21 protein-coding genes are annotated in these 19,862 nt (G+C 59.8%); 12 read left to right on the forward strand and 9 right to left on the reverse strand.

Features of this window, described 5'->3' with window-relative positions; genetic code table 11:
* Window positions 1–87: 87 nt before the first annotated feature.
* From DXT96_RS21435 to DXT96_RS21455, 5 genes are all read right to left on the reverse strand, one after another.
* Window positions 88–720 carry a cytochrome b gene (locus DXT96_RS21435; RefSeq protein WP_153516401.1) on the reverse strand — a complete coding sequence of 211 codons (633 nt, stop codon included), beginning with the start codon at window positions 718–720 and terminating at the stop codon, window positions 88–90.
* 3 nt (window positions 721–723) lie between these two features.
* Window positions 724–1,503, reverse strand: coding sequence for an anti-sigma factor (locus DXT96_RS21440; protein ID WP_153516402.1), 780 nt, complete (start codon window positions 1,501–1,503; stop codon window positions 724–726).
* The gene (locus DXT96_RS21445; protein WP_153516403.1) at window positions 1,500–2,006 is read right to left on the reverse strand and encodes a sigma-70 family RNA polymerase sigma factor; all 507 of its coding nucleotides are present in this window, start codon (window positions 2,004–2,006) and stop codon (window positions 1,500–1,502) included. The genes DXT96_RS21440 and DXT96_RS21445 overlap by 4 nt, the downstream gene beginning before the upstream one ends.
* A 5-nt stretch (window positions 2,007–2,011) precedes the next feature.
* Complete coding sequence (locus tag DXT96_RS21450) at window positions 2,012–2,251, reverse strand: hypothetical protein (protein ID WP_153516404.1); 240 nt, start codon at window positions 2,249–2,251, stop codon at window positions 2,012–2,014.
* Window positions 2,252–2,361: 110 nt separating this feature from the next.
* Window positions 2,362–2,928 carry a YceI family protein gene (locus tag DXT96_RS21455; RefSeq protein WP_174373146.1) on the reverse strand — a complete coding sequence of 189 codons (567 nt, stop codon included), beginning with the start codon at window positions 2,926–2,928 and terminating at the stop codon, window positions 2,362–2,364.
* A 290-nt stretch (window positions 2,929–3,218) separates the two neighbouring features.
* On the opposite strand from DXT96_RS21455, the gene DXT96_RS21460 reads away from it, so the two are divergent.
* From DXT96_RS21460 to DXT96_RS21510, 11 genes are all read left to right on the forward strand, one after another.
* Entirely contained in the window at window positions 3,219–4,127 is a 909-nt protein-coding gene (locus DXT96_RS21460; RefSeq protein ID WP_142840627.1) for a LysR family transcriptional regulator, read from the forward strand.
* 147 nt (window positions 4,128–4,274) lie between these two features.
* Window positions 4,275–5,057 (forward strand): carbon-nitrogen hydrolase family protein, encoded by a 783-nt coding sequence (locus tag DXT96_RS21465; protein ID WP_153516534.1) that lies wholly within the window; start codon window positions 4,275–4,277, stop codon window positions 5,055–5,057.
* Between the two features lie 14 nt (window positions 5,058–5,071).
* On the forward strand, window positions 5,072–5,737 hold the full coding sequence (locus DXT96_RS21470) for an RraA family protein (RefSeq protein ID WP_153516405.1): 666 nt from the start codon (window positions 5,072–5,074) through the stop codon (window positions 5,735–5,737).
* Window positions 5,738–5,799: 62 nt separating this feature from the next.
* Window positions 5,800–6,840: an ABC transporter substrate-binding protein gene (locus DXT96_RS21475; protein ID WP_153516406.1), complete on the forward strand. Its 1,041-nt coding sequence runs from the start codon at window positions 5,800–5,802 to the stop codon at window positions 6,838–6,840.
* Between the two features lie 276 nt (window positions 6,841–7,116).
* The gene (locus tag DXT96_RS21480; RefSeq protein WP_153516407.1) at window positions 7,117–8,190 is read left to right on the forward strand and encodes an ABC transporter ATP-binding protein; all 1,074 of its coding nucleotides are present in this window, start codon (window positions 7,117–7,119) and stop codon (window positions 8,188–8,190) included.
* Complete coding sequence (locus DXT96_RS21485) at window positions 8,187–9,065, forward strand: ABC transporter permease (protein WP_153516408.1); 879 nt, start codon at window positions 8,187–8,189, stop codon at window positions 9,063–9,065. Before DXT96_RS21480 ends, DXT96_RS21485 begins: the two co-directional genes overlap by 4 nt.
* A gap of 12 nt (window positions 9,066–9,077) precedes the next feature.
* Window positions 9,078–9,872 (forward strand): ABC transporter permease, encoded by a 795-nt coding sequence (locus tag DXT96_RS21490; RefSeq protein WP_153516535.1) that lies wholly within the window; start codon window positions 9,078–9,080, stop codon window positions 9,870–9,872.
* Between the two features lie 175 nt (window positions 9,873–10,047).
* Window positions 10,048–11,445 carry an NAD(P)/FAD-dependent oxidoreductase gene (locus DXT96_RS21495; protein WP_153516409.1) on the forward strand — a complete coding sequence of 466 codons (1,398 nt, stop codon included), beginning with the start codon at window positions 10,048–10,050 and terminating at the stop codon, window positions 11,443–11,445.
* Complete coding sequence (locus tag DXT96_RS21500) at window positions 11,442–12,704, forward strand: FAD-dependent oxidoreductase (RefSeq protein ID WP_153516410.1); 1,263 nt, start codon at window positions 11,442–11,444, stop codon at window positions 12,702–12,704. The genes DXT96_RS21495 and DXT96_RS21500 overlap by 4 nt, the downstream gene beginning before the upstream one ends.
* Entirely contained in the window at window positions 12,704–14,098 is a 1,395-nt protein-coding gene (locus tag DXT96_RS21505; RefSeq protein ID WP_153516411.1) for an FGGY family carbohydrate kinase, read from the forward strand. Before DXT96_RS21500 ends, DXT96_RS21505 begins: the two co-directional genes overlap by 1 nt.
* A gap of 120 nt (window positions 14,099–14,218) precedes the next feature.
* Window positions 14,219–15,331, forward strand: a complete 1,113-nt coding sequence (locus DXT96_RS21510; protein ID WP_153516412.1) for an endonuclease/exonuclease/phosphatase family protein — start codon at window positions 14,219–14,221, stop codon at window positions 15,329–15,331.
* A 192-nt stretch (window positions 15,332–15,523) separates the two neighbouring features.
* Here the strand turns inward: DXT96_RS21510 and DXT96_RS21515 are convergent, their stop codons facing one another.
* Genes DXT96_RS21515 through DXT96_RS21525 form a run of 3 tightly spaced genes read right to left on the reverse strand, consistent with a single transcriptional unit; the run spans window position 15,524 to window position 17,278 of the window.
* Complete coding sequence (locus DXT96_RS21515; RefSeq protein WP_153516413.1) at window positions 15,524–16,279, reverse strand: YggS family pyridoxal phosphate-dependent enzyme; 756 nt, start codon at window positions 16,277–16,279, stop codon at window positions 15,524–15,526.
* Entirely contained in the window at window positions 16,276–17,025 is a 750-nt protein-coding gene (locus DXT96_RS21520; RefSeq protein WP_153516414.1) for a glutamine amidotransferase, read from the reverse strand. The genes DXT96_RS21515 and DXT96_RS21520 overlap by 4 nt, the downstream gene beginning before the upstream one ends.
* Window positions 17,026–17,041: 16 nt before the next feature.
* Window positions 17,042–17,278: a thioredoxin family protein gene (locus DXT96_RS21525; protein ID WP_153516415.1), complete on the reverse strand. Its 237-nt coding sequence runs from the start codon at window positions 17,276–17,278 to the stop codon at window positions 17,042–17,044.
* 115 nt (window positions 17,279–17,393) lie between these two features.
* On the opposite strand from DXT96_RS21525, the gene DXT96_RS21530 reads away from it, so the two are divergent.
* Window positions 17,394–18,830, forward strand: a complete 1,437-nt coding sequence (locus DXT96_RS21530) for a PLP-dependent aminotransferase family protein (RefSeq protein ID WP_153516416.1) — start codon at window positions 17,394–17,396, stop codon at window positions 18,828–18,830.
* Between the two features lie 69 nt (window positions 18,831–18,899).
* On the opposite strand, the gene DXT96_RS21535 is transcribed toward DXT96_RS21530, so the two are convergent.
* Window positions 18,900–19,835, reverse strand: coding sequence for a LysR family transcriptional regulator (locus DXT96_RS21535; RefSeq protein WP_153516417.1), 936 nt, complete (start codon window positions 19,833–19,835; stop codon window positions 18,900–18,902).
* Window positions 19,836–19,862 lie beyond the last annotated feature (27 nt).

Consider the following 19,862-nt stretch of genomic DNA (forward strand, 5'->3'; position numbering starts at 1 on the left):
GCAGGTTCAAATCCTGCCCCCGCAACCAAATCTTCCAAGTCCTATGAAAGAAACCCCTTCGTGGGGCTTTTTGCGTTGGTGTAGAAATCATGCGGCTCTGTTCTCTGTATCCGAGCCTGCAGGATAGGGGATCATACGCCGAAGGGTCGGATCTTTTCGGATGAAATGGTGCCACAGCGCCGCTGCCACATGAAGAAGCACAACCCCTGCTGCGAGATACGCCAGAGTCGCGTGAACGTCAGTCCAGAAGGCCTCGGATTGGTCGGAGATTGCCAAGGGCAACCCCGGCACAACGATGAGATCGAATACATAGCTGGGGATTTGCAGGGGAGACGTCGACGCTACTGCCCAGCCGGCAATGGGAACGGCCAAGGTGAGGAACATCAATGCAGTGTGAGCTGCCCGGGCGCCCAACCGGGAAACCGGACCTTCGCCATCAAGTGGCCATGGCTTTCTGCTGAAAACTGACCAAATGAAACGCGGTACGGCCAGGGCGAGCACCAGAAATCCAATCGACTTGTGATACTGAAAAAGGTCGAACTGAAGCACCGGGTCGATGTTGTCGCGGCTCATCAGATATCCCAGCGCAAGCTGGGCGAGGAATAGGACCGCGATCGTCCAATGGAAGGTGATCGCCACCAGCCCGAAGGATCTAGGCGAATTGCGCCATAGTCGTTTATCCGTCGATGCGCTATCACGATGATCCTCGAAATGGGTCATTGGCTAACTCAGCTGTTGATAGGTGTCTTTGGCAATGGCGTCCATGCGGTCGGATGGCAGGTTGCCAACCAGGACGCAGCGGATCGTTTCGTCGTCCCAGGATACGGTTTCCAGCGAGCCGACATTGGAGCGACGCATGGCGGTGTCGCTCGCTTCAGCCGCAGCCACGATATAAAGAGTGACGCGTTGTCCACTTTTGTCTTCGTACATAAGCTGGGCTGCGGCGCCCTGTGGGCTGGGAAGTACCCGTCCACCGACAAGGGACAGACCATGGCGGGTGAGGTCCGGGATATTCAGTTTGCGATCCAGCCGTTTCGACAGCCATTTTAGCAGATTGGCAGCGTCCTCTGCGTCGGCGCGAACCTCCACCGGATGGAGAACATCGCCAGCGAACAATTTATGTGCCTGCGTCGCATCCGCCACGATGGAATGGGCAGGTTCCGCGACCTGCGAGAGAAGCCCACGCCCGAACCAGCCGCCTGTCAGTCCAACAGCCAGAACAAGGATGGATGCCGCCGCCATGTTGCGCCAATCGGCGCGCTCCGATCGCAATCGCCGTTCCATACGATAAACATCGAGGCGCTCAGGTAAAACGTCTACATCAAGAGGAGGATAGAGAGCCGCCAACGTGGCATTTTGCTGCTGCCATAGCTCAACCCTGCGTGCGTCAGCGGGATTGGCGGCGAGATGGGTACGAACGGCGTCACGCCGCTGGTCGTTGAGCTGCCCGTCGACATAAGAGATCAGATCGGCTTCGGTTATCTGCGGCTGGCTGCCAGTCATTTTATCACCTTGAGGTTTGGCTGATCTTCCTGGGTCATCCGGGCCAGGGCTGTTCGGGCTCGCCCCAGACGGGACATCAGAGTGCCCAACGGAATTTCAAGAACCTTTGCCGCTTCCGCATAACTTAGACCTTCGACGACGACGAGGAGGAGCGCCTCCCGCTGTTCGCCGGAGAGTTTTTCAATAGCGCGGGCCATTTCAGCAAGCGCTATCCGGCCTGTCTGCGCCGCCGGCACGAACAGCTGTTCCGCAACATCGTCAATCGGGATTTGCGACGGCCGCCGATTTCGACCGCGCAGATTGTTGCGGTAGACGTTGAGCAGCACCCGGTACAACCAGGGACGCAACGGACCCTGCGGTCGCCACAATGCCTTTTTACGGATGGCCCTTTCCAGGCAGTCCTGAACGAGATCGTCAGCTGTGTCACGGTCGTGCGTGAGCGCATTCGCGTAACGTCGAAGCGCTGGTATGCAACCTGTAATCTCGTCCAGAAAATCCGGCATGGGTTCTATTCCTTGGCAAGGTGCCAGATATCGCCGCCGCCATCGTCTGTGGCGTCGACGGGGGTCTTGTCCATCCGCAAGCGAGACGGCGGCTTTTCGTCATGTGACGAGTGCATCATTCCATTCTTGCGGGTGACCGGTTTGTCGTCACCATCCGCCGTATCAGTTTTGGAGGCGAGCAACGGCCATTTCCCTGCACAACCATCATAGCCGAACGACGATCCATCGACGAGATGCACACGCATAAGTTAGTCCCTTGGGAGGTAACGGATCGGACAACATGTCCAACATTATACAGAACACCAGCCAGCTGCACTTAATCCCACGCCACTGGCTTTTTTGGCCTTTTTTGTTTTTATCTGACGCCCTTCAAGTCTATGTCGAACGCAACTGTATTCGAATAGAGCGGTACGCCGACACCCATGCCATAGGGCATGCGGGGGACATTTCCGGTGACGTGGAAGGTGACTGAACCCTTTTGCTGCTCAACGAATGTTGCGTGAAACGTTTCGGGCCTGGATACGCCTCTGGCCGTCAGGACACCTTCGACCACTGCGCTGCGCGGCCCGTCCTGAGTAACGCGGCTGGAGCGAAACATGATTTGCGGGTAAGCGGCGATATTAAAAACCGCACTGGATCGCAGGAAATTTTCCACGCGTTCCTGTCCCGTCTGGACGCTGGAAGGGTTCAGTTTGATTTCCACGAAGGATTTGGACGGCTGGTCCGGGTCGATGTCGAAGCGGCCGGATATATCGGGAATTGTGCCTTTGATCCCCGGGCCGGCAATCTGGTCGATTGAAAAGCCGATGTGAGACGTAGAATCGATTCGATAATGTCCGGCGGCGGATGAGAACGGATTGGCAGACACGGGCGTGCAAGCCAGTGCCACAATCACGAAGATGGCGGAATAGGGGGATTTCACGGCGCAAGCTCCTTTGTACGCGTGTAGTCGTACCCAAGAGAACACTGCAGGAAGCTATTTAATCCACGTCTGTTCCGGTGGAATTGTCGTGCCTGTTAAAGCTTCAGCCATGAAGCTGCTCGGGGCAATTCGATGAGCGTGCCGCGCACCGTGCCAAGTGACTCAGCGCTGATCCCTTGCTTATGGGCCTGTGCATCGGACATACTGGCACTTGAACCACAAGGGCCAAGGGCAAGACGAACCGGCAATGCAAAGCTGGATCGCGGAGCCATGCGAGAAGATTTTACCTCATGAATACGCGATTTCTCGAAACCTTCCTCTGGGCTGCACGGTTGAACAGCTTTTCGGCGGCGGCGGAACGTTTGCACACGACCCAGGCGTCGGTGTCCAACCGGATTGCCGCTCTGGAAAGAGAGCTTGGTGTCGTGTTGTTCACCCGCGATGTGCGCTGCGTCAACCTGACGCCGGCCGGTCGTCTGGCGCTGCAGCATGCCGAAAAGATCGTCAACCTGACCGGGGAATTCCGGCAGATCGTGAGCAGCCGCGAGGCGCTGAGAGGTACCGTGCGTATCGGCGCTGCGGATACCATTGTCTACGCCTGGTTGCCGCTTCTCATTCGTCGAATGAACGAACAATATCCCGGTGTCAGCCTGGATCTGACCATCGATACCAGTCTGAAATTATCCCAGCGCATTCAAAACGGCGAAGTGGATGTCGGTTTCATCATGGGACCGGTCATGGCTGCGAACATCTATAATTCGCCGCTGTGTACGTTCGAGTCCTGTTGGGTTGGTGCGGTTGATTTGCCATTGCCGGAAACAGGTGTCACGCTTGAAGATATCGCACATTTTCCGCTACTTACCTTCTCGACCGGCTCCCAGCCGCATCAGGCATTGCGTGCGCTGCTCGATGCCCACGGACTGTCTGACAGCCGCATTTATAATTCCAATTCCCTGTCAATCATGACCCGCCTCGTGGCAGCGGCCGTCGGTGTGGGCGCTTTGCCGCGCGTGCTGGTGGACGGCATCATCAAGTCCGGGGAAGCGCGTATCCTCGATATTGCGCCGTCTGTACCGCCCCTGACATTCCACACTGTTTATCAGGAACGTGGCGACAACGCGCTCGCCCGGGCCATTGCCGATATGGCGACGGAAATCGTCAGTGAAACCACCACGCAATGGATGACTGTTGCCGCCTAAATTTTGCGCTGCAACACGAAATGATTAATCTATAAGCTTACCTTATGGGTTCCGATAGAGTTTTTCCGTTTGTCATGAAAACCGTTCCCGTTCTTAATTCTCCTCGCAACATGAGAGGAGAGCAACGTGAAAGTCTCACTTGTTCAAATGAATACCCAGAACGACAAGGCAGAAAATCTTAAGGTTGCTGCCGATCTTATCGAAAAAGCAGTCAAGGCGGATAATCCAGACCTTGTTGTTCTTCCAGAATACTTTGCATTTCTTGGAGATAATCCTCAGGAGATGCATGAAAGCGGGGAGGAATTTCCCGATGGCGAGATTTATACGCTGCTTTCGGGGCTCGCCAAAAAGCACGCGATTACGCTGCATGCCGGTTCCATCGTCGAGAAGGAAGGCAACCGTTTTTACAATTCGACGCTCGTTTTTGGTCCTGATGGCAAGCAGATCGCCCGCTATCGCAAGATGCACCTGTTCGACGTCGATACGCCGAACGGCATCAGCTACCGTGAGTCCGACTCCGTCGCCCGCGGCGAAGACGTGGTGACCTATAAGGTCGGCGACAAGACGGTTGGTTGCGGCATCTGCTACGATATCCGCTTCCCGGAACTGTTCCGCGCCCTGCGGGACAGGGGGGCGGACGTGATCGTTCTGCCAGCCGCCTTCACCCTGATGACAGGCAAGGACCATTGGGAAGTGCTGGCCCGCGCCCGCGCCGTCGAAACCCAGACCTATTTTCTGGCTGTAGGCCAGATCGGCACCCATGCGGGCGGCAAAAAGGCGTGCTGGGGGCATTCCATGGTCATCGATCCCTGGGGCCACATCATCGCCCAGTGCTCCGACACCGTCGGGACCGCAGGTGCTGCCCTCGACTTCGACTATTCGGCCAAGGTGCGTGCCAACGTGCCGGTGGCAAACCACCACGTGCTCTGATCGGAGAAAGACTTATGTTTATCGTCAATCCCATGCCGGAGCAGATCGACGCCGATATCGTCGATCTTCTTGAAAAGGTCGAAGTCGCAACGATCGGCCATGTGCTTCATTCCGGCTTCGTCGATCCGGAAATCCGCGCGGTTCTTCCGGGCAAGCGGGTGGCCGGTACCGCCGTCACGCTGCGCATCCCGAACGCCGATTCGACCATGCTTCACTACCTGACGCAGATTGTGCGTCCGGGCGATATCGTGCTCATTGATCGCTGCGGTGATACCCGCCACGCCTGCTGGGGCGGCGTCATCACCAACACGATGAAAATGGCCGGCGTCAAGGCTGGCGTGGTCGATGGACCAGCGACCGACTTTTCGGAGTTCGTCAAGGTCGATATGCCCATGTGGTGCCGCGGCCCATCGCCGATCACCACCAAGATCCTTGGCCTTGAAGGCGCGATCAATGTTCCGATCAGCGTCGGTGGCCAGATGATCAATCCGGGCGATGCGATCCTGTGCGATGAAAGCGGCGTTGTCGCCCTTCATCCGAGCCAGGCCCGCGCCATGGCCGAGCGCGCCATCGGCATGCAGGAAGCCGAACTCGTGCTTCTGGAGCGTTTGCGCAACGGCGAGAAGTTGCCGGATATTTCCGGTGCCAACAAGCTCGTTCAGGCCAAGCTGAGCGCCTGACACCGCCTTACGGGTGGCGGACCAGTCCGCCACTCCCAATAATAATAGAGGAGAACAGGACAATGAAGAAATCTATACTTCTGAGCGGGATTCTCATGCTTGGCGCGGCGGCTCTGCCGGCGCACGCCCAGCAGACCGTGACGTTCCTCGGCTATAGCGGCCTTTTCCAGGAGCGTTACACCAAGGCCGTCATCGAGCCTTTCATGGCCGCCAACCCGGATATCAAGGTTGAATATTTCCCGCAGCAGGGTTCCGCCGCCATGCTTGGTTCGCTGCGCGCCCAGAAGGCTGCGCCGCAGGCCGATGTCGCGCTGATGGACGTCTCCGTTGCCAAAACCGGTACGGATGAAGGTCTGTTCGACAAGATCGATGAAAGTGTAACCAAAAACGTCGCCGACCTCTATCCCAACGCCCGTTTCGAAGGCGTGGCCGGCGTTGGTGTGACGTTCGACAATCTTGTGCTCATCTATAATACCGATGCGATCAAGGCCGCGCCGGACAGCTGGAACGCTCTGAAGGACAGTGCCCTCAAGGGGAAAGTCGCCATGTTGAGCGCTCCGGATATTGTCGGCATCGGCACGACGATCATCATGGACCACATGAATGGCGGCACTGACTTCATCAAGAATATCGACGCCGGCATCAATGCGATGGCTGAAGTTGCGCCAAACATTCAGACCTGGGAGCCGAAGCCGGAAGTCTATCCAAATGTCGTCAACGGCCAGGTTTCACTGGGCGTGGGCTGGAATGCCCGCAGCCAGGTGAATGCCGATGGCTCCAAGGGCAAGATGAAGGTTGCGCTTCCCAAGGAAGGCACGATCCTCCAGATCAATACGCTCAATCTCGTCAAGGGCGGCCCATCGTCCGAGGCGGGACGTAAATTCGTCGATTATGCGTTGAGCCCTGAAGCACAGGCCGCCTTTACTGCCGCCATGTATTATGCGCCGACCAACACCAAGGCCACCGTCGCCGACGATGTCAGCGAGCGCACGGTCATCAAGGCGATGGACAAGGTTATTCCGGTTGACTGGATCGGCCTTTCAAAGGTCCGCGATCAGATCACGCAGGACTGGCGTCGCAAGGTCATCCCGCTCAGCCGCTAAGGCTCGTGCAGAATGGCAGATCTTCCGCATCACTCATGCGGCTGCGGAAGTAAGAAAACAACACATTCCCTCTGTCGACACTGGGGTCGGCGGAGGGGGTAAGACGGACATGCATTCCCTTTGGCCTGGCATGTCTGCGATACGGGAAACGCCGTGAAACAGCGCAGCGAAGTTCTGCTGCGACTGTATAGATCAAGGGACAGGCCACTTCCGCGCCTAACCGGCCGGACATGTCCTGGAGAAAGGCAAAAAGCCAGAATGGGAACTTCAGACACCATGCAGCCCGGATTCCTCTCCATTCGTTCACTGACCAAGCGCTACGAGACCATGGTCGCCGTAGATGATCTCAACCTCGAGATTCCCAAGGGCGAACTGGTTGCCTTCCTCGGTCCTTCGGGTTGCGGCAAGTCGACATCGCTGCGCATGATTGCGGGCCTCTCTCCCGTCTCGTCAGGTTCGATCTTGATTGGCGGCAAGGACGTGACGCAGCTTGCGCCTTACAAGCGCGACATCGGCCTCGTTTTCCAGAGCTATGCGCTTTTCCCTCACATGACGGTTCTGAAGAACGTCATGTTCGGTCTTGAAATGCGCAAGGTGCCGGCGGCCGAGGCCGAACGCCGTGCCCGTGAAGCCATTGCCATGGTGCATCTGGAAGGGCGCGAGGACCGCCGTCCCGCCCAGCTTTCCGGCGGCCAGCAGCAGCGGGTCGCACTGGCGCGCGCCCTCGTCATCCAGCCTTCCATCCTCTTGTTCGATGAGCCGCTCTCCAATCTCGACGCCAAGTTGCGCGACGAGATGCGCGCCGAAATCCGCCGTATCCAGAAACAGCTCGGCATCACCTCCATCTTCGTCACGCATGATCAGGTCGAGGCGCTCAGCATGTGCGACAAGGTCGCCGTCCTCAACGGCGGGCGCCTGGAACAGCTCGGCACACCGCACGATCTCTATGAGCGTCCGGCGACGGCTTTCGTCGCTTCGTTCGTTGGCCGCACCAACAGGCTGGTCGGCAACGCGGTCGGCGATCGCATCACGGTCGGCGATGCTGTTTTGCGTGCGCCCGGCTCACACGCCGGCAAGATCGACCTGATGGTACGGCCGCATCGCATGGCCATGACGATTGCCGGCGACGCTGTGCCTGATTTCGGTGGAGCGCCGGTCAACCGCATCGCCGGCGAAGTGCGCGATGTCTATTATGCGGGCGACATTCTCCACTACGAGATCGCCGCCGGCGGGCAGATTATGTCCGTGGAGCGCGCGACGTCCGGTGGCGAAACACCGGTAGTGGCGGGTAGCGCAGTCAGTCTCGTCTGGCGCGTGGAGGACACGCTGGTTTTCGGAGCAAACCAATGACGGCGTCGGTCATGATCACGGCTCCCGGCAGCCGCACCTCCTCCATCGTATTTCTGGCAACGCTCCTGCTCGGACCGATCATCGCGGTCAATGGTCTGGCTTTCGTGATGCCCGTCTTCAACCTGCTTTTGCTTTCCTTCCGCGAAAGCCTCGGCGGCGGCGGTCTCGGGGAAGCCCACACGCTTGAAAACTGGTCGTCCACCCTGACCGACGGTTTTTATATCGAACTGATCGGACAGAGCATCCTGACCAGCCTTATGATCACGGTTCTGACGCTGGTTGCCTCCTACCCAATCGCTCTTTATCTTCACCGGGCGCAGGGCCGCTGGAAGACGCTGCTGCTCGTACTCGTCATTTCGCCGCTGCTCACCTCGGCGGTGGTGCGCACCTATGGCTGGATCGCGATCCTTGCGGATGACGGCCTCATCAACAACATCCTCTTCGCACTGGGCGCTGAAAGCGGCGTGCGTCTGTTGTTCAACAAGATCGGCGTGGTCATCGGCCTCACCGAAATCCTGATGCCCTATATGATTCTCGCATTGCTTGCCGGTTTCGGCAGGCTTGATCCGCGGGTCGAGGAGGCTGCCGAAACGCTCGGCGCATCGCCCTGGAGGGTGTTCTGGCGAATTATCGTGCCGCTCACCATGCCCGGCGTTGCGCTCGGTTGTCTGCTCTCCTTCGTTCTGGCCGTCAGCTCGTTCATCACCCCCAAGCTGCTCGGCGGCGGCCGCGTCTTCCTTCTGGCGACGGAAATCTACGATCAGGCCATTGTGACGCTCAACTGGCCCCTCGCCGCAACGCTTTCGATGATCATCCTCGTGATTTTCGGGGCTGCCCTGGTGCTCTATTCCCGGCTTCTGCGGGCTGTTCTGTAAAGGAGATCGATGATGGAAGAACGTCCCGTTCCGCTGGCGCTGAAAATTCTCGCCTTCGTCATGTTCCTCTTTCTGCTTGCGCCCGTGGTGCTCGTCGTGCCGATCTCTTTTTCGGCCGACAGCTACATGACCTTTCCGCCTTCCGGCTGGAGCCTGCGCTGGTATATCGAGCTCATGCACAATTCCAAGATGATTGGCGCGCTGGGCACCAGTACGCTCCTCGCCGTCATCGTCACGGTGCTGTCGATGCTGATTGCGCTGCCGGCCTCCTACGCCATCGTCCGCATGCGGGTGATCGGCGCAGATGCATTGCTTGCCTTCTTCACAGCGCCCCTGCTTCTGCCGACCATCGTTCTCGGCCTCGCGATCCTGATCGTGTTTGCCGGTGCAGGTCTGCTCGGCACGTTCACCGGCCTGGCGATCGCGCATCTCATCATCGTGCTGCCCTACGCCCTGCGTGTGCTCACCACGTCGCTCGCCGGCCTGCCGCTGATATTCGAAGAGGCCGCCTCGACGCTCGGGGCTTCGCCGTTCACCGTCTTTAGCCGTATCACCATGCCGATGATCGCGCCGGGCGTTGTCGCGACGGCGGCGCTTTCCTTTCTCGTCTCGTTCGATGAGGCCGTGATTTCGCTGTTCCTCACCGGTCCGCGTATCACAACGCTCCCTGTCGCCATGTATCAGCATGTCGAAACCCAGGCTGATCCGCTTGTTGCGGCCATTTCCGTTCTTCTGATCGTGCTGACGCTTGCCGTCGTCCTGATCGTCGACCGAACGGCGGGCCTGACGAAGACTTTTGTCAAATAAGGGCGGCAGGCCTATCGAGAAATATTCCTCGTGAGGCCGATTAAATTCAAAGGGTCGGCACCGGCTTTGTCTGGCCGGAACCAGCACTAATTTCATTCCCGTTGATGAACGCCTCCTGCATCGGCGCGATCCGTCACGTCTGTTGATTTCGTTTTGAACTACGAAGGGGAAACCAATGGTCCAGAGCCTCTCTACGGAATTCGACGTTGCCGTCATCGGTGCCGGGGTTGTCGGCTGCGCGGTCGCCCGTCGTTTCGCTCTGGCCGGTGCGAAAGTGGTCGTCATCGAGAAGGGCGCTGATATTCTCTCCGGGGCTTCGAAGGCCAACAGCGCCATTCTTCATACCGGCTTCGATGCGCCGGAAGGCAGTCTGGAACTGGAACTGGTAAAGGCGGGTCGGGCGGAATATCTGTCCATCCACGGGCAGATGGGTCTCAGCCTCGTCGAGACCGGTGCACTTGTCTGCGCCTGGAGTCCGGATGAGGCGGAGAGACTGGTGGCGATTGCCGAGCAGGGGCGGCGCAACGGCATTGCCGAACTCGACCTGCTCACGGCCCGGCAGGCCCGCGAAACCATGCCCGGCCTGTCCAGCCATCTCATCGCCGCGCTCGAAGTTTCGGGCGAACACATCATCGATCCGTGGTCCGCGCCGCTGGGCTATCTCACGCAGGCAGTGGGGTTGGGGGCGCAGCTGGTGCGCAATGCCGAAGTCCTGTCCGGTTCGTTCGATGGCGCGTGGCGGATCGAGACGACGGCGGGTCCAATCCTTGCCGCAAGCGTTGTCAACGCCGCAGGGTTGTTTGGTGATATTGTTGATGTGCGGCTGGGTTTTGTCCCCGAATTCACCATCATGCCGCGCAAGGGACAATTCGTCGTTCTCGATAAGGCCGCTCGCCGGCATGTGCCGCGCATCGTCCTGCCCGTTCCCACCGAAATCACCAAGGGTATCGTGGTCTGTCCCACCGCCTTCGGCAATGTTCTCATCGGCCCGACGGCGGAAGAGCAGGATGACCGTGAGCGTGCGACCGTGGAGACGGCGACGCTGGAAGCGCTGCTGAAGCGCGGCGCGGAGATCGTTCCGGCACTCGCTCCCATTTCCGTGACCGCCGTCTATGCCGGCTTGCGCCCGGCATCTGACAAGAAACATTACCGGATTTCCGCGCGGCCGGACCGGCGGGCGATCACGCTCGGCGGCGTGCGTTCCACCGGCCTCAGCGCTGCGCTCGGGCTGGCGCAGCATGCGTTGACGCTTCACGCAGGTTTCGGCACCCGCTTTGAACTGCCTCTCTCCGTGCCCGAGGTGACGATGCCCAACCTGACCGAAACCTGCGAGCGGGACTGGCAGCGTGCCGATCACGGTGAAATCGTCTGCCATTGCGAACTCGTCACCCGGCGTGAGATCGATGCGACATTTTCCAGTCCGGTGCCACCGGGCGATTTTGGCGGGCTGCGCCGGCGCACCCGCGCCGGCATGGGGCGCTGTCAGGGGTTTTATTGCAATGCCCGGCTCGCCGCGATGACGGGCGAACGTCTGGCCGTACCGCTTGCGGTCAGCGCGGGAGACGAGCGATGAGTACCGTGAAGCTTTTTCAGCAGGAGCGCGAAGACGCTTCCTATGCCGATGTCATTGTGGTGGGCGGCGGCCCGGCGGGCGTGGCGGCAGCTCTGGAGCTGAAAGCACGTGGCATCGCGCATGTGATGCTCCTCGAGCGCGAGCCGGCCCTTGGCGGTGCGCCCCGGCATTGCTCGCACTCGCCTTTCGGTATGCGCGAATTCGGGCGCGTCTATTTCGGCCCGGCCTACGCGCAACGCCTAGAGAGGGAGGCGCAGGATGCCGGTGTCGATATCCGCACCGGTCATTCCGTGGTCGAACTCGGACAGGATGGCGTGCTGCTAGTAACGTCGGCGCGCGGTGTCGAGAGCTTGAAGGCCCGGCGCATCGTGCTGGCCACCGGCGCACGGGAAAAACCACGCTCGGTGCTGCTTCTGCCCGGCGACCGGCCGGTGGGTGTGATCACCACCGGCGCGCTGCAATCCTATGTTGCCTTTCATGGCATCATGCCCTTTCGTCGGCCGCTTGTCATTGGCTCTGAACTGGTTTCATTCTCTGCGCTTCTCACCTGTCTGACGCATCGCGCGCGGCCTGTGGCGATGATCGAGCCTGAGCCGGAACCGCTGGCACGGTTGCCTTTTCAATGGTTTCCGCGACTGGTCGGGGTGCCGTTTCATTGTGGTGCCGTGCTTATGGACATTCGCGGGCGCGGCCGTGTCGAGGAGGCTGACATCCGGCTGGCGGATGGCCGTCTCCTGACTGTCAAATGCGATGGTATTCTTTTGACCGGCCGGTTCACGCCGGAGGCGGCGCTTTTGAACGCATCCACGGTCGATGTGGCGGCAGGCAGCGCCGGTCCGATGATCGATCAGGACGGCCGGATGGCTAACCCTGTCTTTTTTGCCAGCGGAAACCTGTTGCGGGCCGTGGAAACGGGCGGCTGGTCGTTTCGTGAAGGCCGCCGCGTGGGTGCTGCCGTTGCCGCCGATCTTGCCCGCGAACCCTGCAACGACCGGGCGATACCCGTCACTTTCGCTGACCCGCTCAAACTCGTGGTACCCACCATGGTGCGCAGGGGAGGGCTTGACCGTCCCGCTTTTCGCGACTTTCAGCTGCGTTTTACCAAACGTGTTCGAGGCCGGCTTTCTCTTCATCTTGATGGAACGGAAGTGTGGAGCAAGAGCGGCCCGTGGCTGCCGGAGCGCCGTGTGCTCATGCCCATTCCCCGCGCTGCGTTTGAAGCAAGCCAGATTGTCTTTCACTTTCGGGAAACAAATTGATGCGCATTGCGGCGATCGATCAGGGAACGACATCGACCCGATGCCTTGTGGTCGGCGACGGCATGGCGCAGGTCGTCTCCAGCCTGCGTCATGCGCAGTTCTATCCGGCGCCCGGCCATGTGGAGCATGACCCCGAAGAACTGTTGCGCAATATCCGCGCGGTGCTTGCCGCTGCCGGGCCGGTGGATGCCATTGCCATAGCCAATCAGGGCGAGAGTTGCCTGGCGTGGGACGCCGAAAGCGGTGAGGCGCTGTCGCCGGTCATCGTCTGGCAGGATGCCCGCACCGCCGATGCTCTTGCCGCTCTGCCGCCATCGGCAGCGGATCGTTCGAAAGAGATTTGCGGCTTGCCGCTTGATCCCTATTTCTCGGCAAGCAAACTGTCCTGGCTGGTCGAGCATAATCCAGCCGTGGCGCAGGCAAGGGCGGCCGGGCGGTTGCGGCTGGGCACCACCGATGCGTTTTTTCTGGATCGGCTGGCCGGCTGTTTCCGCACCGATCTTGCAACGGCTTCGCGCACCGGGCTGCTTGATCTGGCAACCGGAGGCTGGAGCCCGGAACTCTGCATGCTTCACGGTGTGCCGCTGGATTGCCTACCCGTTATCGGCCCTGTCGATGGCGGTTTCGGTGCAATCGAGGCAACGCCCGTCCGCGTTTCCATCGTTGACCAGCAGGCGGCGCTTTACGGGCATGGTTGCCGCAAACCCGGTGATTGCAAGATAACCTTTGGTACGGGAGCCTTCCTGCTGGCTGTTGCTGGCAACGAGCGGCCGCTGACGGGGGAGCTTTTGCCGACTATTGGCTGGCACAGGCAAGGCGCGCCAGCCGTTTTCGCCATTGAGGGAGGGGTATACGATGCCGGTGCCGCGCTCGAATGGGCGCGAAAGGTCGGCCTATATGCGGATAATGCCGAACTCGACGGTTTCGAGGGACCATCGGCCGTTCGGCGCGGCCTTGTGTGCGTGCCCGCATTTTCGGGCCTTGCGGCACCCTATTGGGACAGACAGGCCGTGCCGTTGTTCATCGGTATGGAGCATGCCACTGAGCGGCATGACATGGTGCGCGCGCTATTGGAAGGTATTGCGATGCTGACGGTTCGATTGATCGATGCGATGCCGGCTGCAAGCCCCATCGGTGACACGATCTCGATCGACGGTGGCCTGTCGAATAGTCGCTATTTCGCCCATTTTCTGGCGGCCGCCAGCGGCCGAACCATCTGCGTGCCGGCCATGCGGGAGTTGACGGCGCTCGGTCTGGCGGAGCTGTGCGGTATCGATGTCACCGCCACGCGAAACGATACAGAGATATTCATGCCCGATGGATCGGTTGATGCCGCAGATCATCATCGCTTCGCACGTGCCGTGGACAATGCGCGGGCTTGGCGAAACGCGTAAGCTTTCGTGAGGACGATCTTGTCCATCGGCGTGCCCGTCGTAAATTTCCTCTGCCAGACCGAACTGTCGTGTCTTTGAAATGTAAAACGGGCATCATCCCTGCAACCTGGGGAGGATCAGATGCGTCTTGCTGTCTACAACGTTGAAAATCTCTTTGATCGCGCCAAAGCGATGAACCTTGGGAGCTGGGAAGAGGGAAAGCCCGTTCTGGAGCATTTCGCGGCGCTGAACCAGTTACTTGGCCAGATCGAATATAGTGACGAAGATAAGGTCGAGATCGCTCGGCTCGTCGTCGCGTTAGGGATGGAGCAGTCCGACACGGGGCCTTTCGTCATCCTTCGCCGAAACCGTGGCGGTTTGCTCAAGCGGCCGACTGCGGGCGGTGTCGTGGTCGTTGCCGATGGCCGGGCTGACTGGGTCGGGTCGCTGGAACTGCGCGACGAGCCAGTCAACGAGCACGCCATGCGCAACACCGCGCGGGTGATGGTCGATCTCGAGGCCGACGTGCTTGGCATCGTCGAAGTCGAGAGCCGCCCGGTGCTTTCCGCCTTCAACCGCGAGATCCTGCCGGCGATCGGCGGCACACCGTTTCGGCATGTAATGGTGATCGACGGCAATGACGAGCGGGGGATCGATGTCGGCATGATGACCCGCAAGGGTTATCCCATCGGCGCCATGCACAGCCATGTCGATGATTGCACACCGAACGGTGAGGCGATCTTTTCGCGCGATTGCCCGGAATATGAAATCACCACGCCCGCCGGCGCTAAGCTTGTCGTCATGGTCAATCACCTCAAGAGCAAGGGTTATGGCGGAAAGGCCAAGTCGGATGCCAAGCGGAAGGCCCAGGCAAAGCGTATCGCCGAAATCTACGAGGAACTGATCGACCGTGGCGTCGAATATGTCGCTGTTATCGGTGACTTTAACGATACCCCCGGCAGTGATCCGCTGGAGCCACTTCTTGGCGGCACCTCGTTAAAAGACATCTTCAAGCATGAGGCTTTTGATGATAGCGGTTACCCCGGCACCTATGGCGGGTGCACGGCCTCCAACAAGATCGACTATATCCTGCTGTCTCCAGCCCTTTTTGCAAAGGTCAAGGACGGCGGCGTGTTCCGCAAGGGCATGTGGCCGGGTGTTCGGCCGAAGAAGTGGGAAAGCTATGACGAGGTGAAGCGTCAGGAGGACGCCGCGTCCGATCATGCCGCGCTCTGGGTCGATCTCGACATTTGAATGCTGCCGGGGCGACACCGACTGATCTGGGGCGGTGGGCTGATCTGTCGCTCACGGTCGGCGACAGAGAAAACTCGTCTGGATCGCGGAGCCTTTGAAAAACAAATTGGCGGATGCGCCATGTCACTCAAAACCCGGAGCCATTCTGGTGTTCAAACGACTGGACATATGGCGCAGCGCGATGAAGGCCTCTTAAGTGGCTCCCGCCGCACCCGGCCAGTAATACGACGCCGGCAGGGCGCGCGCGCCGAAGACTGCCTGGCCGACACGGACAATGGTCGCCCCCTCTTCGATCGCCCATTCAAAATCGCCCGACATGCCCATTGAGAGGTCGCTTAATGCTGCCCCCTGCGGTGCATCGGAACGCGCACGGTCGCGGATGTTGCGCAGGAGGCGGAAGCAGCGGCGGACCTCCGTTTCCTCAGGTGTGAAGGTTGCAAGGGTCATGAAACCCCGCAGGCGTATTGCGTCGAATGCCGTCAATTCCTTGAGAAAGGGTGCCACGGCATCGGGCGCGAGACCAAATTTGCTGGCTTCGCCTGATGTGTTGACCTGCACCAGCACATCCAGACCACGTCCCAGAAACTGCAGCCGCTTTTCAAGCGCTGTCGCCAGTGAGAGGCGATCGAGCGATTGCACTTCGGAGGCGAAACGCAGGACGTCCTTGACCTTGTTGGACTGAAGATGGCCGATCATCGACCATTGCGCCGGTTCGCCGGAAAGGGCTTCAGCCTTGCTGCGCCCTTCCTGCACCTTGTTTTCACCCAGATCTCCCGCTCCGAGGCGGATGACTTCACGGACGCGTTCGGCCTCGATTGTTTTCGTGACCAGCACGAAGCGGACTGCGTCGGTCGGTCGGCCGGCGCGCGCGGCGGCGCTGGCGATCCGGACCGTGACGCTGGAGAGATTTGCGGCAAGCGTGCCCGTGGGTTCGGAGGTGTTGCTCATGCCTCAGCCAGTCCGCGCGTGTTTGAATGTTCGGTCTCGCATTCAAAGTCGAGTTCCCTCAACCATTCGGTAAACATTTTGCGGGCAGCTTCGCGGAGTGCGGGTCCATGGCGCGAGGCGTCCCTGCGTATGTTGCCGGGGTCGATACCCGCGCCGGCCAATTCCGCGGCATGGCCGACGAGCCATTTTTCAAGGCCGGAACCGGCATCAACCTCGGGGTGAAACTGAAGCGCCAGCACATTGCGGTCAATTGCGAAACCCTGTGTCGCGCAAAGAGGCGTTGTTGCCAGATTGACGGCTTCTCTCGGGGTTTCAAAGGCATCGCCGTGCCAATGCAGTGTGGCTATGCCCTCAAGATGCCGCATCGGCCCCAGCCGCCCCGCATCGGTTAATGTCAGTTCCGAAAAGCCAATTTCCTTGTAGCCCATCGGTTCGACATTGACGCCGAGTGTAGCAGCGATCTGTTGCGCGCCGAGGCAGATGCCGAGGATCGGCCGGCCGGTGTAGAGACGATGTCGGATCAAGGCCCGTTCTTCAACAAGAAAGGGATAGGCGTCTGTCTCGTAAACACCGACCGGACCGCCCAGTATGATGAGCAGATCCGGCTCCGCCGGCTTGAAGGTTGCAAGATTCACCTCACCCAGATCGCAATAGCGCAGGTCGTAGCCGGCTTCGGAAAGCACACTTTCGAAACTACCCAGATCCTCGAAATGAACGTGGCGAATGGCTGTTGCAGTCCTCGACATAATCCTGCTCCCGGCATTAGCGCAGGGCTGCAAGATCGGCGCCGTGGTTTATGTGATAGACGGCGCCGTCAATGACGAAAGCCGGGACGGACTTGACTCCCGCTTTTTCGGCTTCGGCGAGGCGGAGTTTATTCTCTCCCAGATGAACGATCTCGACATCGAATTGGCTTTTATCGATGGAGGCTGCAAAGGGCTGTTCCGCATCAACGCAGACCGGGCATCCGGCATGATAGAATATTGCTTTCTCGACCATCGTATTTTCCTTTCGGCTTCATCGGAGCGGCGGGTTGTCGCGCCGGTATCTGCCATGCAATAAATCTTATCCGGCCTAGTGTAATGAGCCGGATTTGAGAAAATGGATATGCCGGATGGGCAAGGGTGCGACACTTGTGATCGAATGGCGGCAGAAGGAGGGGGAACCTGTCTTTCTTGCGATAGCACAGGCGATCATTACGGAGATCGAACGCGGGCGGCTGAAACCCGGTGATCCCCTGCCGGGTACCCGCGCACTTTCGAAAAACCTCGGTGTGAACAGGAATACGGTGGATGCAGCCTATCATGAGCTGCTGATGCAGGGATGGCTGGTGGCCGAGGCATCGCGAGGCACCTTCGTTGCAAGAGACCTGCCGGACTTTGCACAACACCGGCCCCTGCAAGAGCCCGGCGGTGCGGAAAAGACCAGTGCTGCATCTGGCAAGCAGCCGGCGCTGAACCTTTCCGACGGGGCGCCTGATTCCCGCTTGGCGCCGACCTTACCGCTGGCGCAGGCATTTCGGCGCGCGTTGAATTCGCCCGTGTTCAGCGCCGATCATGGTTATGGCGATCCGCGTGGCAGCGCCCATCTGCGAGGGACCCTGTCTGATTATCTCAAGGACGAGCGAGGGCTAGCGGCAGATGCCGGCGATATCATGGTGACACGCGGCAGCCAGATGGCGCTTTTCCTCGCCGCCGCAACCTGTGTCGAGCCGGGATCAGTCATCGCGGTTGAAAATCCGGGTTATCCGCTCGCCTGGGCCGCATTCCGGGCGGCCGGTGTCCGGACTGTGGGGGTGCCGGTGGATGCCGGCGGGATCGATATTGATGCGCTGGAAAAGCTTGCGGTACGGGAAGCAGCGCTCAGAGCCATTTATGTCACGCCGCACAATCAATATCCTACCACTGCCACCCTCAGCGTCTCCCGGCGATTGCGTTTGCTTGATCTGGCGCGCCGTCACCGTCTGACGATCATCGAAGATGATTATGACCATGAATATCGCTTCGATGGGCGTCCCGTCCTGCCACTTGCCGCCAGAGCCGAGGCGGAAACGCCTGTTATTTATATCGGATCGCTTTCCAAGCTTATCGCACCCGGGATCCGCATCGGTTACGCCGTTGCACCGCCGACCCTGCTGCGCCGGATGGCTGATCTGCGCGAAGCGGTTGACCGGCAGGGTGACCTGCCACTGGAACACGCCTTGGGCGAGCTAATTCTCGACGGCACGCTCAGGCGTCATGCACGCAAGGCACGGCGGATCTATCACGCGCGCCGGGATCATGCCGCCGCCTTGCTGGCCGAGCATTTTTCAGAGGTTGCGGATTTTACGCTGCCTGCGGGTGGGCTGGCCATCTGGTTGCGCATGCGTCCGGGGGTGAGTGCCGAGAGCTGGGCGCTGAACGCCAGCCGGCTTGGCCTTGGCATTCTTCCCGGGCTTCGCTTCGCGCTTGATCCCGCTCATCCGCCGGAAGCCTTCAGGTTTGGATTTGCCAGCCTCAGGGAAGCGGAGCTTGAGCGGGCGGTCAGAATATTAAAACAGGCAAAGCCGTGATGGCAGGTGTCGATCCGGCGGGATTGAATTGACTGGACCGGGAGCACCAATCGCCGCGTGCCGCAGCAATTATTCGTTCAGGTTTGCTTTGACGGTTGCCGTCTTCTCCTCGGCTGAAATGATCGCATATTCATCCGCCAGAAAGTCCAGAAGTGCGCGCACGGAAGGCAGGAGACCGCGGCGCGAGGGGAAGGCGGCATGGATGATGCCGCTTCGCGGCGCCCAGTCCGGCAGGAGGTCGATCAGCCGTCCCGCCGCCACATCCTCTCTGATGACCATGGTGGGAAACTGGCAGACCCCGATGCCTTTGAGCGTTGCAAGCCGCAGGGCCACCATGTCATCGGTAATCAGCAGCGGCTGATAGGGAATTGCCGCCGAGGCACCGTTGGGGCCAAGCAGGTTCCATTCGAAACTGCTGTGGGATGAACCCCAGGCGAGGCCGGGCATGTTGACGAGATCGGCCGGAACGGTGACGCCTGATTTGACGATTTTCGGACTTGCGACCAGCCGCTGTTCACTTTCCGCCAGCTTGCGGATGACTAGATCGCTGTCCTCGAGCGGGGGAAACCGCACCCGGATGGCAAGGTCGAAACCCTCGCGGATGACATCCACCCGGCGGTTGGTGCTTTCCAGATGGACTTTCACCTTGGGGTATCTGGCCATGAAGCGGGCGATCATTTCTCCGACCTGAAAATAGATCACCGATGCGGGGCAACTGACCCGCACCGTGCCCTGCGGTTCCGCCCGCATGCGATCGATCACCTCCAGCGCCGCATCCGCCTCCACCACCATCGCCAGACAATGGCGGTAAAATTCCTGGCCGATCTCGGTAATGGCAAACTGCCGGGTGGTGCGCTGCACCAGCCTCACGCCAAGATCCTCCTCCAGCAGGCCGATGCGGCGGCTCAGCCGTGAGCGGGGTACGTCCAGTTTCCTGGCGGCGGCCGAGAACCCGCCTTGTTCCACAACGTCGACGAAGAGGCGCAGATCGTTCAGATCGGGCATGATGATGGCCTTTCATTGTCCTGTTTT

The sequence above is a fragment of the Agrobacterium sp. ICMP 6402 genome, from assembly GCF_009498615.1.
Lineage (GTDB): Bacteria > Pseudomonadota > Alphaproteobacteria > Rhizobiales > Rhizobiaceae > Agrobacterium > Agrobacterium burrii.

Bases quoted from the DNA above. Each gene is read 5' to 3' on its own strand.
- DXT96_RS21435 (WP_153516401.1), bottom strand. From the start codon at position 720: ATGACCCATTTCGAGGATCATCGTGATAGCGCATCGACGGATAAACGA.
- DXT96_RS21440 (WP_153516402.1), bottom strand. From the start codon at position 1,503: ATGACTGGCAGCCAGCCGCAGATAACCGAAGCCGATCTGATCTCTTAT.
- DXT96_RS21445 (WP_153516403.1), bottom strand. From the start codon at position 2,006: ATGCCGGATTTTCTGGACGAGATTACAGGTTGCATACCAGCGCTTCGA.
- DXT96_RS21450 (WP_153516404.1), bottom strand. From the start codon at position 2,251: ATGCGTGTGCATCTCGTCGATGGATCGTCGTTCGGCTATGATGGTTGT.
- DXT96_RS21460 (WP_142840627.1), top strand. From the start codon at position 3,219: ATGAATACGCGATTTCTCGAAACCTTCCTCTGGGCTGCACGGTTGAAC.
- DXT96_RS21465 (WP_153516534.1), top strand. From the start codon at position 4,275: ATGAATACCCAGAACGACAAGGCAGAAAATCTTAAGGTTGCTGCCGAT.
- DXT96_RS21470 (WP_153516405.1), top strand. From the start codon at position 5,072: ATGTTTATCGTCAATCCCATGCCGGAGCAGATCGACGCCGATATCGTC.
- DXT96_RS21475 (WP_153516406.1), top strand. From the start codon at position 5,800: ATGAAGAAATCTATACTTCTGAGCGGGATTCTCATGCTTGGCGCGGCG.
- DXT96_RS21480 (WP_153516407.1), top strand. From the start codon at position 7,117: ATGCAGCCCGGATTCCTCTCCATTCGTTCACTGACCAAGCGCTACGAG.
- DXT96_RS21485 (WP_153516408.1), top strand. From the start codon at position 8,187: ATGACGGCGTCGGTCATGATCACGGCTCCCGGCAGCCGCACCTCCTCC.
- DXT96_RS21490 (WP_153516535.1), top strand. From the start codon at position 9,078: ATGGAAGAACGTCCCGTTCCGCTGGCGCTGAAAATTCTCGCCTTCGTC.
- DXT96_RS21495 (WP_153516409.1), top strand. From the start codon at position 10,048: ATGGTCCAGAGCCTCTCTACGGAATTCGACGTTGCCGTCATCGGTGCC.
- DXT96_RS21500 (WP_153516410.1), top strand. From the start codon at position 11,442: ATGAGTACCGTGAAGCTTTTTCAGCAGGAGCGCGAAGACGCTTCCTAT.
- DXT96_RS21505 (WP_153516411.1), top strand. From the start codon at position 12,704: ATGCGCATTGCGGCGATCGATCAGGGAACGACATCGACCCGATGCCTT.
- DXT96_RS21510 (WP_153516412.1), top strand. From the start codon at position 14,219: ATGCGTCTTGCTGTCTACAACGTTGAAAATCTCTTTGATCGCGCCAAA.
- DXT96_RS21515 (WP_153516413.1), bottom strand. From the start codon at position 16,279: ATGAGCAACACCTCCGAACCCACGGGCACGCTTGCCGCAAATCTCTCC.
- DXT96_RS21520 (WP_153516414.1), bottom strand. From the start codon at position 17,025: ATGTCGAGGACTGCAACAGCCATTCGCCACGTTCATTTCGAGGATCTG.
- DXT96_RS21525 (WP_153516415.1), bottom strand. From the start codon at position 17,278: ATGGTCGAGAAAGCAATATTCTATCATGCCGGATGCCCGGTCTGCGTT.
- DXT96_RS21530 (WP_153516416.1), top strand. From the start codon at position 17,394: ATGGGCAAGGGTGCGACACTTGTGATCGAATGGCGGCAGAAGGAGGGG.
- DXT96_RS21535 (WP_153516417.1), bottom strand. From the start codon at position 19,835: ATGCCCGATCTGAACGATCTGCGCCTCTTCGTCGACGTTGTGGAACAA.